9 protein-coding genes are annotated in these 14,626 nt (G+C 37.7%); 7 read left to right on the forward strand and 2 right to left on the reverse strand.

All coding sequences use genetic code 11. The features are described 5' to 3' along the window. The first annotated feature begins 2 nt into the window (after positions 1–2). The 4 genes from EGI22_RS21035 to EGI22_RS21050 are packed head-to-tail and all read left to right on the forward strand — an operon-like array spanning position 3 to position 6,083. Entirely contained in the window at positions 3–1,424 is a 1,422-nt protein-coding gene (locus EGI22_RS21035) for a glycoside hydrolase family 140 protein (RefSeq protein ID WP_255070443.1), read from the forward strand. Positions 1,425–1,474: 50 nt separating this feature from the next. Next, positions 1,475–3,163 (forward strand): glycoside hydrolase family 28 protein, encoded by a 1,689-nt coding sequence (locus tag EGI22_RS21040; protein WP_255070444.1) that lies wholly within the window; start codon positions 1,475–1,477, stop codon positions 3,161–3,163. Positions 3,164–3,208: 45 nt separating this feature from the next. Beyond that, positions 3,209–4,630, forward strand: coding sequence for a DUF1593 domain-containing protein (locus EGI22_RS21045; protein WP_255070446.1), 1,422 nt, complete (start codon positions 3,209–3,211; stop codon positions 4,628–4,630). A gap of 25 nt (positions 4,631–4,655) precedes the next feature. Next, entirely contained in the window at positions 4,656–6,083 is a 1,428-nt protein-coding gene (locus EGI22_RS21050) for a DUF1593 domain-containing protein (protein ID WP_255070448.1), read from the forward strand. Positions 6,084–6,166: 83 nt separating this feature from the next. Here the strand turns inward: EGI22_RS21050 and EGI22_RS21055 are convergent, their stop codons facing one another. Next, positions 6,167–6,766, reverse strand: coding sequence for a heme-binding protein (locus EGI22_RS21055; protein WP_255070450.1), 600 nt, complete (start codon positions 6,764–6,766; stop codon positions 6,167–6,169). 99 nt (positions 6,767–6,865) lie between these two features. After that, entirely contained in the window at positions 6,866–7,630 is a 765-nt protein-coding gene (locus EGI22_RS21060) for an IclR family transcriptional regulator C-terminal domain-containing protein (RefSeq protein WP_255070451.1), read from the reverse strand. Between the two features lie 193 nt (positions 7,631–7,823). Between EGI22_RS21060 and EGI22_RS21065 the strand changes: the two genes are divergently transcribed. The 3 genes from EGI22_RS21065 to EGI22_RS21075 all read left to right on the forward strand — a co-directional run bounded on the left by EGI22_RS21065 (position 7,824) and on the right by EGI22_RS21075 (position 14,537). Then, positions 7,824–8,927 (forward strand): 5-methyltetrahydropteroyltriglutamate--homocysteine S-methyltransferase, encoded by a 1,104-nt coding sequence (locus EGI22_RS21065; protein ID WP_255070453.1) that lies wholly within the window; start codon positions 7,824–7,826, stop codon positions 8,925–8,927. Between the two features lie 150 nt (positions 8,928–9,077). Further along, on the forward strand, positions 9,078–12,686 hold the full coding sequence (locus tag EGI22_RS21070) for an alpha-L-rhamnosidase (protein WP_255070454.1): 3,609 nt from the start codon (positions 9,078–9,080) through the stop codon (positions 12,684–12,686). A 225-nt stretch (positions 12,687–12,911) separates the two neighbouring features. After that, on the forward strand, positions 12,912–14,537 hold the full coding sequence (locus EGI22_RS21075; protein ID WP_255070456.1) for a sulfatase: 1,626 nt from the start codon (positions 12,912–12,914) through the stop codon (positions 14,535–14,537). Positions 14,538–14,626: the final 89 nt, after the last annotated feature.

Consider the following 14,626-nt stretch of genomic DNA (forward strand, 5'->3'; position numbering starts at 1 on the left):
TTATGAAAAAAAGCATCCTTTTTATGGCCTTAATCATTATAAGCATCAATGTTTTCGGACAGGCCCCATGGACAAATGGTAAGCTAAAAATCTCAGAAAATAAGAAGTTTTTACAACATGAAAACGGAAAACCGTTTTTTTGGCTAGGAGATACCGCCTGGTTATTATTTCAAAGACTTAACAGAGAAGAAACTGTTCAATATTTTAAAGATCGAAAAGAAAAAGGCTTTAATGTAGTTCAATGCATTTTCTATCAATCGTATAATGACTACAATGCCTATAGCGACACCGCCTATGTGCAAAAAGACTTGACTAGACCGGCTCACACACCCGGAAATAACCCAGAAAACAGCGAAGAATATGACTTTTGGGATCATGCAGATTATATCACCGAAGTGGCCGCAGAAAACGGAATCTATCTGGCCATAGCACCTACATGGGGGCAGTTGGTATTGAGAGACAAAGATATGACAGCAGAAAAAGCAACGGCATTTGCAGCTAAATTAGCCGAGTATTTTAAAAACAAACCGAACATTATTTGGCTAAACGGCGGCAGTTCTAAAGCTGAAATCAATACCGACATTTGGGAGGTAATAGGTAAAACTATTAAAAAACATGACCCTAACCATTTAATGTCATTTCACCCTTTTGGAAGAACTTCTTCTTCTACAGTTTTTAATGATGCTTCTTGGTTAGACCTAAACATGTTTACCTCTGGCCACAGAAACTACGAGCAAGACAACGCTGGCATAAAATACGGCGAAGACAACTGGAAATATGTAAAAGACGACCTTGCAAAAATGCCATTACGACCAACAATTGACGGAGAAGCATCTTTTGAAAACTTACCCCAAGGTTTGCATGATCATACCCAAGTATATTGGAACACCGCTGACGTAAGAAGATATGCCTATTGGTCAGTTATGGCGGGTGCATGTGGGCATACCTATGGTGAAAACACCGTAAGACAAGTTCATAAAAAGGGTGAAAACAAAGGAGAAAGTGGTGCAAAATTAGATTTTTGGCCAGCCATGCAGGAGCCGGGTTCTTTTCAAATGCAAAATCTTAAAAACTTGGTTTTGTCAAGACCATATTTTGATAAATCAAACGACCAATCGGTAGTAGCTGGAAACGAAGGCGAAAAATATGATCGTATATTGGTTTCGAAAGGAAATGACTACCTATTTGCCTATACTTTTACCGGAAGAGAATTTACACTTAACATGGGAAAAATCTCTGGAAAAAAAGTTAACGCATGGTGGTATGACACCCGCACGGGCGAAGCTTACGCAATCGGAACCTTTGCAAATATAGGCACGCTCAATTTTAATCCTCCGGGAGAGAAGTTTAATGGAAACGACTGGGTGTTGGTATTAGATGATTCATCTAAGAAATTTAAAAAACCGGGTGTCTCTATCTATTAAAACAAAAACTATTCGTTTAGCACAGATATATCCTAAAAATTAAATACAAAATGAAGTTAAAATCATTTTCAATATTTCTAGTAATCGGAGCACTATTTATAAACAGCTGCTCGGTTTCTCAAAAACCAAAATATGGCAAAAGTACGGGCAAATATCAAAACTTAGAATTTGATATGAATCTGGTGCAAGAACCTATTATTCCGAATAACGAAGTTAAAATCACAGATTTTGGTGCGGTAAATGGCGGCGAGGTATTGTGCACAAAAGCCTTTGCTGACGCCATAGCGGCTTTGACCAAAAAAGGCGGCGGAAAAGTGATAGTTCCGGCTGGGGTTTGGCTTACAGGGCCAATCATTTTGAAAAGCAACATCGAAATCTTCGCTTCGGCAGGAGCATTGATTCGATTCTCGACCAATAAAGACCTTTACCCAATTATAGAAACGAGCTTCGAGGGCCTAAATACCTGGCGTTGTATTTCTCCTATTTATGGCAAAAACTTAGAAAACGTAGCATTGACGGGTACAGGTGTTTGGGATGGCTCTGGTGGAGCATGGAGAGCCGTTAAGAAAAGTAAACTTACAGCCAACGAATGGAAAAAACTGGTAGCATCAGGTGGGGTTTTAGATGAGACAAAAGAAAACTGGTATCCTTCGGAGCAGTTTAAACTTGGAGGAAACGGAGCAGACCAAAACGTACGTTTCGACTTACATACCAAAGAGGAATTTCTAGCCATTCGTGATTTTTTGAGACCAGTAATGGTCAGCATCCAAAACAGTAAAAATGTAATGTTTGATGGCCCAGTTTTTCAAAACTCACCAGCATGGTGTCTTCATCCTCTTATGGTCGAAAACCTTATTGTAAGAAACATCACAGTTCGAAATCCTTGGTATTCTCAAAACGGAGACGGCATAGATGTAGAATCATGTAAAAATGTAATCGTAGAAAACTCAAGTTTTGATGTGGGCGACGACGCCATTTGTATAAAATCAGGAAAAGACAAAGACGGCCGCGACAGAGGAGTGCCGTGTGAAAACCTGATCATCAGAAACAACATCGTATACCACGGACACGGCGGCGTAACGGTAGGTAGCGAAATGTCGAGCGGCGTAAAAAACATGCACGTATCTAACTGTACATTTATGGGCACTGACGTAGGCTTGCGTTTTAAAAGCACAAGAGGCCGTGGCGGTGTGGTCGAAAACATTTTCATCAAAGATATATGGATGACCGACATACCTTCTCATGCTATTTCGTTTAACTTATACTACGGCGGAAAATCGATAGAAGAAACACTGGCAGAAGGTGGTGGCCCAACTAACACCAAGCTTATGCCCGTAACCGAAGAAACGCCTCAGTTTAAAAATATAAAAATCAAAAATGTGGTGATAAACGGAGCCACGCAAGCGGTGTTTTTACAAGGTTTACCCGAAATGAACCTCGAAAATATCGAACTGAGTGATTTACAAATTAATGCAGACAAGGGCTTTACCATTGTAGATGCCAACGGAGTGAATATTCATAACGTAAAAATGGTGTCAAAAGACCCAACTGCCTTTGATATTTTCAATGCCAAAAATGTAACCCTAAGAAACATTGAGTTTAATTCTACTTCAGCAGAGGCAGTGAAAATAAACGGTTCGGTTTCCGAAAAAATTGAGTTGATTTCTAATTCAAAAATGGATTTTAAAAAGCAAACCAAATTAGGCAACAGTGTGCCTAAAGTAGCCGTGAAGTTTTAATCTCTTTTACATAAATACAGCCTTAATAAAACCTTTTATTCTAAAATGAAAACAATTAAAATACTTCTTATTTTACTGGCTATTATGCCAGTGGCTTTTGGTCAAAGTCCAAAACACAGGTTGGTAGTTTTATCAGATATCGAAGCCGAGCCAGATGACATCGAGTCCTTTGTGAGGTTAATGCTGTATTCAAACATGATTGACATAAAAGGCATGGTGGCCACTACCTCTTGCTGGCACAGAAACCGTGTGGACCCACAGTCTATTCAAAAAATAGTTAAAGCCTATGGCAAAGTGCAGCCGAACCTATTGAAACACGAAGCCGGTTTTCCTACTGAATTGGCCATGATGCAATTGATTAAAAGCGGAATTCCAAAATATGGCATGGAAGGCGTGGGCGAAGGCATGGACTCTGAAGGTTCGGAATTGATCATAAAACTATTAGACGATAAAGACGAGCGACCGCTGTGGGTTTCAGTATGGGGTGGAGCCAATACCCTTGCCCAATCTTTATACAAAATCAAAAAAACAAGAACCGATGCTGAAGTCAAAAAACTGGTTTCAAAACTGCGAGTATATACCATTTCAGACCAAGACGATAGCGGCATTTGGTTAAGAAATAACTTCCCAGATTTGTTCTATATCGTGAGCCCAGGAGACAACTACGCTTCTGCTACATGGACGGGCATAAATACTTTCATAAAAGGCATAAACAATGAAAAAATCAGCAACGCTTGGATAGCCAAAAACATCCAACAAGGTCACGGGCCATTGGGTGCCGAATATCCAGACGTAGCATGGGGAATGGAAGGAGACACGCCTTCTTTTTTATCCCTAATACCCACAGGCCTAAGTAACCCTGAGCACCCAGAATGGGGCGGATGGGGCGGCCGTTATGAACTATATCAGCCTGACTTTTCTAAATTAATAAAAGGAAACTCTGGCGTGCCTTTTGAGCCAGAAACACGAAAGATATGGACAAATGCAAACGACGCTTATACGCCTTACTTGCCAAGTGCCTATGGCCGTGCAGTAAAACCAGACACCACCACATTTAACGATTACAAAGCCAGTCTGTGGAGATGGAGAGATGACTTTCAGAATGATTTTGCGGCCAGAATGGACTGGTGCACCAAAACCTACATAGAAGCCAATCACCCTCCAGTGCCTGTATTGATGCATGCCGAGCAATTTACGGTTAAGTCTGGAGAGGGCTTTGGCTTAGATGCTTACAACTCTACTGACCCAGATGGCGATAACCTGAGTTTCTTGTGGATACACTATGTGGAGGCCGGTTCTTACAAAAAGAAACTTAACCTAGGTGCTGAAAACGTACACGGCGTTTATGTGACCGCTCCAGTAGTAGAAAAACCCGAGACCTTGCATTTTATACTTCAGCTGACCGATAAAGGTGAGCCAGCACTGACGAGGTACAAACGCGTAATAGTTACGGTTTTACCGAAATAAAATTGAGCATTTAATTTTTGACAATATGAAATTTAACAAAACGCATGTATTATTGGCAGTTACTTTGATTTTGGGAATAAATAGCAACACACTATTAGCCCAAGAAAAACCAAGAGTAATTGTACTGACAGACATAGAAAACGAGCCCGACGACGCCATGTCTACGGTTAGGTTTTTGACGTATGCTAACCAGTTTGATGTGGAAGGCTTAGTGGCAACTACTTCTGTGCATCAAAAAAACAAAATAGCCACATGGAGATTGAAAGAGATAGTAGATGCCTACGGAGAAGTGAGAGACAACCTGCTTTTGCATGAACCGGGTTATCCTACCAAAGACTATTTGTTTTCTATCATAAAAGAAGGCCGCACAGACTATGGCATGCATGCCGTTGGTAAAGGCATGGACTCCGAGGGTTCCGACCTTATTATTTCTGCGGTAGACAAATCAGACGCTCGCCCGGTTTGGGTGTTGGTTTGGGGTGGTCCTAACTGCCTTGCCCAAGCACTTTGGAAAGTAAAAGAAACACGTAAGCCAAAAGAAGTTGAGAAATTTGTTTCGAAACTTAGAATTTATACCATCTCAGATCAAGACGGCAGCGGCCCTTGGATCAGAAAGACATTTCCTAGCTTATTTTATATCGCTTCGCCTGGGTTTCACTCATTGGGTGGCTACCATGCCGCTACCTGGACAGGCATCAGCGGAGATAAATTTCACGGGCGTTTTGCAGGGGGGAATTTTGAAATTGTAAATAACCCTTGGTTAGAATCCCATATCCGAAGCAAAGGACCTTTGGGCAAGCAATATCCCTTCGCTAAGTTTTTGATGGAAGGCGACTCACCAAGTTTTATGTATTTGATAAATAACGGTTTGGGAAGTTCAGAACACCCAGACTGGGGCAGCTGGGGTGGGCGTTATGAGTTTTATCAACCTCGCACCGAAAAGTGGTTTTTAGAACCCGAAACCAGACCACTATGGAACAACGCCCAAGACGAGGTTTTTGGAATAGACAGCAGCTGGCACACTGGCAACAAAGAAACCATTTGGAGATGGAGAGAAGCCTTCCAAAATGATTTTGAGGCACGTATGGACTGGTCCATCAAACCTTTTGCCGAAGCAAATCATCCACCTGTGATAAAACTTCAAACTGAAACTTATATTAAGGCAAAGGCAGGCGATAAAATAACCTTGAGTGCAGAAGGCTCAACCGACCCAGACGGAAATTCACTTTCGTACAAATGGTTTTACTATGGCGAAGTAGGCACGTTTACACTTTCAACTGCACGGACTGGTGACCCTCTAAAAATAGAAAACGCAGATAAAGCAGTGGCCTCTTTCGAGGTTCCTAAAAAATATGGTCGTCTTGGCACAATGCACTTAATAGTGGCAGTTACCGATAACGGTTCACCCGCACTTACACGCTACAAACGTGTGATTGTGGATGTGGCGGAATAAAGAAAAAAGGGCTTCAAACATGTGATGTTAAGAAGCCCTTTTTTTATTAAAATGGAAAGTAAACGTTGGGTAATTTAGAAATCTTAAGGTAAAAAACCTTCTTCTAACTCAACTATCACCTCGTTTTTTCTATTCAAAACATCGAATGGCGGGTTATACCCCAAAAGAGAAAAGTGATTGGTATATTTTATCCCTTTTTGATTCAAGCCATCGATAAGCATTTGTTTGTATTTTTCGATTTTTTCGGTATTTGCCCAACCACCAAAAGTGATGGCAGCTACTATTTTAACGGGTTCTTCTTTAAATTCTATTTCTGAGTTATCTGGTTTGGGCAGTTTGCTTTTATCCAAGTCATTGGGAACCATAAACATCATAGTCATAGAGTCTTCGAGGCCCATAGCAACGGGTGAGGTCATGGCTATTTTTTGTTTTGTGTCATTTCCTCCAAAAATATAACCGGCCAGTTTAGAAAAACCGGCACTCGAAGCTTGGCTGTAGTCATTTGTGTTTAACTGAACTTTGGTAAATAAGCGGGCTTCATATTTTCTTATTTCAAATTCATCGTACGTTTTCAAGACCTCGTAAGGGTAATTTTCTATCGATTTTCTACTGCTCATGGCGTAAACTTGAATTGCGATAAAGACAATCATAAGAATGCCCAATACTATTAATGTAATTTTCATGAAACTTTCTTTATCTCAATAACAAGTTTTAAGTAGCTAATTGTTTCATTACCAAAAAATTACTTTAAGATTAGGTAATTTTCAATTAAACCTGGAAAGCTATTGCTTTTGTAAAATTTCACTTATTCGACCACAAGTTTCTTTCATTGGCTCCAAAAACCGATTCAGCATTTCCTCTTTTGAAAACCTATTAGTAGGACTTAAGATAGTTAAGGCATAATTTACCTTATTATTTTTTGAAAAAATAGGAGTAGAAATGGCTCTCAAACCAACCTCAAGTTCCTGGTCTACAAAAGCAAAACCTTGGATTTTAATTCTATCCAGCTCAGCCTTTAAACTCGCTTTATCTGAAATTGTATTTTCGGTCAATTGATTGTATTCAAATTTTTCTAAAAGTTCCGTTTGCAGTTTTTCGTTCATGGCCAAAATCATTCTACCCATGGAAGTTAAATGTGCAGGCAACCGCGAACCGACTTTTAAAGAAATAGTCATAACCCTAGAAACCTGTTCTTGCACAATGTAAACGATGTCTTTGTTTTCAATAAGACCAATAGAGCAGGATTCTTCTATTTCTTTTGAAAGTTTTACCATAAATGGTTTCGCTATTTCAATGATGTCCATTGATGAAATATAATTATAGCCCAAATCCAATACTTTTGGTGTCAGACTGAAATACTTGCCATCGTTTATCATATAACCCAAATGAGTATAAGTCAGCAAAAACCTTCTCGCCGCTGCCCTGCTCATTTGAGTCTTTTCTGCAACTTCAGACAATGTCATAGCTTTTTTTTCTTGACTAAAGGCCAACAAAACATTTAATCCTTTTTCTAAAGATTGAACAAAATCCGATTCTTTTATTTCCATTATTTCCTATCAATAAAAACATTTTAAGACTAAATTAAAACTTACTTTTTTAATAAAAAAAAGGACTAAAATACCAATATTCTATTTTTTTAAATTAAATTTAATTCAATTTTAAAACATTTGTTCGCATTACGAACAAACATACTATTTAAAATTCATTTATTCTTAAAATCTATAAAACAAAATATAAGAAATGGAATCAAATTTCAGAGCCGACCATGTAGGAAGTTTATTAAGAACACCAGCCGTAAAAGAAAATCGTGATAAATGGAAAAGAGGTGAAATACCTGCCGACGAACTTAGAGAAATCGAAAATATTGGCATAGCCGAAACCGTAAAAAAATTGGAAGCTACGGGCATGAAAGCTATAACCGATGGTGAGTTTCGTAGAGATTATTTCCATTTAGATTTCTTAAAGGAACTAGATGGCGTTACCGTAACAGGTGGCGTAGGCGGCGGACAAGCTAAAGTTGCTTCTGATGGATTTACGCCTCCAGTATTGAGCGTAACGGGTAAACTAAAACACAGTCACGACATTCAAGTTGCTGATTTCAACTTCCTTAAATCAATCGTTACAGCCACTCCAAAAGTATCAATCCCTTCTCCTACCATGATACATTTCCGTGGTGGTCGTAAGTCTATCGATATCAATTCTTATCCTGATATGGATGAATTTTTTCACGATTTGGCAGCTGCCTACAAAGAAGAAATTGATCATTTATACCAAGCAGGTTTACGTTATTTACAATTAGACGATACGAATTTGGCTTATTTATGTGATCCAAAAATGCGTGCTGCAGCAGCAGAAAGAGGCGAAGACCCAAATGAATTGCCAAAAACTTATGCAGCACTAATCAATTCAGTAATCGATGGAAGACCAGATGATTTAACAGTAGGAATACATTTATGTAGAGGTAACTACAGAAGCACTTGGTTTGCAGAAGGTGGATATGAACCCGTTGCAGAAATCTTATTTAATGAAATAAATGTTGACCGTTATTTATTGGAATATGACGATGAGCGTTCAGGTGATTTTGCACCATTAAGATTTGTTCCAAGCCATAAAAAAGTAGTTTTAGGAATCATTTCTTCGAAAAAAAGAGAGTTGGAAAACATCGACGACCTTTGTAAAAGAATTGACGAAGCAGCCCAATATATGCCGCTGGAGCAAATGTGTGTAAGTCCACAGTGTGGTTTTTCAAGCACCCATCATGGCAACGACATGAGCGAAGATGATCAATGGAGAAAAATGGAATTGGTTGTAAAAACTGCAGAGAAAGTTTGGGGAGAAGCCTAAAAGATTGAAAGCATTATTGAAAGGTCTTAAGTCTCAACAATTGTAAAGGCTTGAGACCTTTTTATTTTCTCTGAAATTAAAGGACACCAAAGGACAGTTCCTCTTTTCTAGAAAAGTATATTTACGATATTAACTGTTTTAACCTAAACTATGAAAAATAAAAGCATTTTTGGAATAATCATCTTCCTTTTTTCTCATTCAATTTTTGCGAATTTCAGCCTTGAAAAACTGCAAGTAAACTACGAAAACCAACCATTAGGAACAGATATTGCCATTCCTCAATTTTCGTGGCAGTTGAAGGCAGGCGACAATAAAAAAGGCTACCTTCAAACAGCTTATCAAATCGTTGTCACAGATGAGAATAATATTGAAACGTGGAATTCTGAAAAAGTAAAATCTGGAATTTCACTTGGAATTAATTATACAGGAAAAACTTTAGCCCCAAGAACGAAATATACCTGGAAACTAACAGTTTGGGATAATTTTGGGCAAAAATCAGACGCCATTTCAAATTTTGAAACCGGCTTTTTGAATCCATCTCAAGCCGCTTGGTCTGGTGCTGAGTGGATTGGAGGAGGAGACGAAGACTTGGTTTTCTATTCTGATTACCAATCTGTTTTTTCTCTAGAATATGGCATTCAATTGGACCAAAAAACGAATTCGACCAAAGCCGCATTTCTATTTGGAGCCAACGACCCAAGATTGATGAAAAAAGAGTTGAACTTGAAGTGGATAGAAAACAAAAAAAATGAAAGTTATGTAAGTTTAGAGTTAGACATTTCTGATTTAAAAAATGAAAACGGAAGTGCAAAATTTAATATTTTTAGAGTAGGCTATTCTCCAGAAGACAAAGTTACTGTTCCTTTCAAAACTGTAATAATCCCGAGCAACATTATCAACAAAGAAAATCAATACCACAAACATACCGTATTTGGAGAGTGTAATTTTGGAATATTTGAGTTTTGGATAGATAAAAAAGATGCCGAACATAAACTAAAATTACTTGACGTGGAGCCAGTTTCTAGATTTGCCCCTCGCGGATTAAACCTCAACCCAGTTGGTAGCGGCAATAACTTCATAAGTTTTCCGATGGTTGCAGAAATAGGATTCAAAACCGAAAAAGAACAATCGGCATTGTTTTCTGAGGTTAAAATCAAAAATTTCAGGAAACCCAACAATGAGCTTTTCTATGAAAACCTGAATAAAGAAAATTATAAGGGAATATTTAAAGATTTAAGAATAGAAAATGGCAATTATATAGTAAAACCAAACACTTTAAGTATTGCTGACCCATCTCGAAATGCCGTTCCAATGCTTAGAACCGAGTTTTTAGCAGAAAATAAAACCATCAAAAAAGCAAGGCTTTATGTAACAGCAAGGGGTATTTATGAATTTTACATCAACGGTCAACGCATCAGCAACGACTATTTTAACCCTGGTCTGACTCAATACAATGAGCATCACATGTACCAAACTTATGATGTCAGTAACAGTATCAAAACAAATCAAGCAAATGCCCTCGGAGCATGGCTGAGTGAAGGTTGGTGGAGCGGAAACATCACTTATAGCGGCGAAAGCTGGAATTATTTTGGAGATAGGCAATCGCTTCTTGCCAACTTAATCATTACATATACAGACGGAAGTGAGCAGATTATAAGCACAAACGACAAAAACTGGAAGGTATTTACAGACGGTCCAATTCTTTGTGGTTCGTTTTTCCAAGGTGAGGTTTATGATGCAAATAAAGAAGCTGAAATTAATGGATGGACAATGGCTAATTTTGATGCCAAAAATTGGAAACCAGCCAGTGTTATTCCTTTAAAAGGTACGGCTTTCATAGGAGACGAAACTGATGCATTGGGAAGAAAAACGGGCTTGTCTTATGATAAAATGCAATTAATCGGACAAATAGGAAATAACCCAACCCAAGTTAAAATCATGCCTGCCATTTTGGTAGAGGAAGTCAGACCTAAAGTTTTTGTATATGATATGGGTCAAAACATGGTAGGTTTTCCAAAAATTCAAATTAGGAATGGTAAAAAAGGTGACATCATAACTTTAAGATATGCCGAAATAAAATATCCTGCTTTACCAGATTATAAAGGAAATGAGGGCATGGTGATGATGGAAAATATCAGGGCGGCTTTGACACAAGATTTATATATTTTGAAAGGTGGAGATGAAATAATACAACCTCGTTTTACATTCCATGGATATCGTTATTTAGAAATCACAGGTATCGAAAATGCCTTACCACTTACGGATGTTTCGGGAATTGTTATAAGTTCTGTGCTTGGTTTAAATTCTGGCTACGAAACCAATAATGCCTTGGTAAACAAGCTTTGGCAAAACATCACTTGGTCGTTACGAAGTAACTTCTTGTCGATACCTACCGATACTCCCGCTAGGAACGAACGCATGGGTTGGAGTGGTGACATTTCGGTTTTTTCGAAAAGTGCAACTTACCTAACAGACGCCAACCAATTTATGAGAAGGCATCTTTTGGCTATGAGAGACGTTCAAGCACCGAGTGGGAGATTTACTGACGTGGCTCCTATGGGTGGTGGTTTTGGTGGTACACTTTGGGGAAGTGCAGGTATAATAGTGGCATGGGAAACCTATCAGCAATATGGTGATAAACAGCTATTGGCTGAGCATTTTGATGCCATGAAAAAATACGTTGATTTTCTAGAATCAAAAATCGAAAAAGAAAGCGGAATCCTAAACGAGGGTCCATTGGGTGATTGGCTAAGTCCTGAAGGAAACAAAAACGATAATACCTTGTTTTGGATGGCGTATTATGCTTACGATTTAGAAATTTTGAGCAAAATGGCAGAGATTTTAAGTAAACCTGAACTTACAAAAGAATTAAGTAGTAAAAGCCAAACCATAAAAGAGAAATTTAATGAAACTTATGTAGATGCTCAAACTCACAAAACCATTAAATCTGGGGTAAAAACAGGTTATATGGGACCTCCAAATGAGGCTCAAGGAAAAGCCACTACAGACAAAGGCCAATTGATAGACACCCAAGCATCGTATGCTATCCCTTTGGCTTTAGGTACATTTAACCAAGCAAACCAAGCTTTTGCAATTGAAAACCTAAAGGAAACCATCAACAGAACCAACAAAGACGATGGAGGAATAGAAAGGCCATCAAACTCTTTAATGACTGGTTTTATTGGTACAGCTTCCATAAGTCAGGCCTTGTCTGAAAACGGCAGCGATGCTCTAGCTTACAAACTTTTGGTAAACAAGCAATATCCATCTTGGTTATATTCTGTGGTAAACGGAGCAACTTCTATTTGGGAAAGATTGAACAGTTATACCGTTGAGGACGGTTTTGGAGGCAATAATAGCATGAATTCATTCAACCATTACTCTTTTGGAGCAGTGGCAGGATGGATGTACAATTATTCTCTTGGTATTCAAAGAGACCCAAAAACTCCAGCTTTTAAAAGTTTCATTCTGAAACCAACGCCTGACCGAAACAAAGACATCACCTTCGCAAAAGGTTATTATGATTCAATGTACGGGAGAATTTCGAGCGAATGGCAATATGTAAAAGATGGCTGGACTTATGAGGTTACGGTACCAGCTAATACCACAGCCACCTTATTTTTACCTGCTAAAAGTTCGACGCAAATCACTGAAAACGGAAAACCAATAAATACCTGGAAAGGACTAAAAACAGAGAAAACAAATATCCAAATTCCATTAGTTTCTGGGAGTTATAAATTTTCAATCAAATCAAAATGAAGAATTCAGTTTTAAAAAAATGGCTATAAACAAAAGAAAAATCAATATTGACAAATAAACACCATATAATTAATTGAAAAATAAAGGAATCTAAATTGAATAAGAAATTTGAAATTATTTCAAACAAAACCATAGAAAAACCAAATAATTTAAATTCATTTTCCCGATAAAAGAAATATTTACTACCTTAATAAATATTTCAAAAAAATATTCAACCTTAAAAACATGAAAAAAATATTTTTCGGTATTATACTGCTTGGATTTGCCTCAATAGCATTTTTTAGTTTTAAACCCAAAAAACAGAAAAGACCCAATATTGTTTTTATAATGTCTGACGATCATGCCTATCAAGCGATTTCTGCTTATGATAAACGATTGATTTCAACACCAAACATAGATAGGATTGCCAACGACGGCATGTTATTTTCAAATGCTTGTGTAACCAACTCAATTTGTGCACCCTCAAGGGCAGTTATATTGACAGGAAAACATAGTCATTTGAATGGAAAAATTGACAACCATTTTCCATTTGACACAAACAATGTTACCTTTCCGCAATTGCTGCAGGCCAATGGATATCAGACGGCTATGTTCGGGAAATTACATTTTGGAAATAACCCAAAAGGTTTCGATGAATTTAAAATTTTACCGGACCAAGGCAATTATTACAATCCTGATTTTATTACTAAAAATGAAGGAAAAATAAAACTAACAGGATACGTAACTGACTTAATTACTGACCTTACATTAAAATGGTTAAAAGAGGACAGAGACGAAGAAAAGCCTTTTTTTCTTGCCTATTTACACAAAGCACCACACAGGGAATGGTTACCTGCAGAAAGGCATTATAAAGAATATCTTAGCAAAACTTTTCCTGAACCAGAAACCCTCTTTGACAATTATGAAGGCAGAGGAAGTGCTTCAAAACAAGCAGAAATGAACCTCCTTACGCACATGAATTGGGCGGGAGATTCAAAAATTACGCCTGAAAACATGAAGAAACTGGGCATAGCAGAATCTCATCCTTACGATATAAAAAACTACAACTGGACCGTTGACCGTATGAATCCTGAGCAAAGAAAAGCTTGGGACAATGCCTACGGAAAAATGAATGAAGATTTTGTGAAAAAATATCCTTCGATGACCGAAAAAGATAAAATGAAGTGGCGATTCCAACGCTATATGCAGGATTATCTGGGGACTATTGCAGCTGTGGACGAAGGCGTAGGTAAAGTGTTGGATTTTCTAAAAGCAAACAATCTTGAAGAAAACACTATTATTGTTTATACATCTGACCAAGGTTTTTATTTGGGCGAACATGGTTGGTTTGACAAGCGTTTTATTTTCGATGAATCTTTTAAAACGCCACTTTTAGTAAAATGGCCAAATGTAATAAAACCAGGAAGTAAAAATTCTCAAATGGTCCAAAACTTAGATTTTGCACAGACTTTTCTGGAAGCCGCGGGCGTAAAAGCACCCTCCGACATGCAAGGTGAGAGTTTGGTGCCGATTTTTAAAGGAAAAGGTAAAAACTTTAGAGACGCCGCCTACTATCATTATTACGAATATCCAAGTGTGCACATGGTAAAAAGACACTATGGAATAGTAACAGAAAACTACAAATTGGTACATTTCTATTATGATGTTGACGAGTGGGAATTGTACGACAGAAAGAATGATAAAAACGAGATGAAAAATGTTTACAATGACCCAAAATATTCAGAAATAAAGAAAGAATTACATGCAAAATTGGCTGCATTAAGGATTAAATACAAAGACTCTGAAGAGTTAGACAAAATGTATATTGACAAATACAAGGAACTAGAAAAATCAGGAAAAATTTGGAGATAGTTTTGTTAAGCATTAAAACCTTTAAACTATTTTAAATCTCTTAAAAAATGAACAGTTTATATAAAATTCAATCCCCTGAAATTAAAAAT

This window comes from Lacihabitans sp. LS3-19, assembly GCF_024343575.1.
In the GTDB taxonomy this organism is placed as follows: Bacteria; Bacteroidota; Bacteroidia; order Cytophagales; family Spirosomataceae; genus Leadbetterella.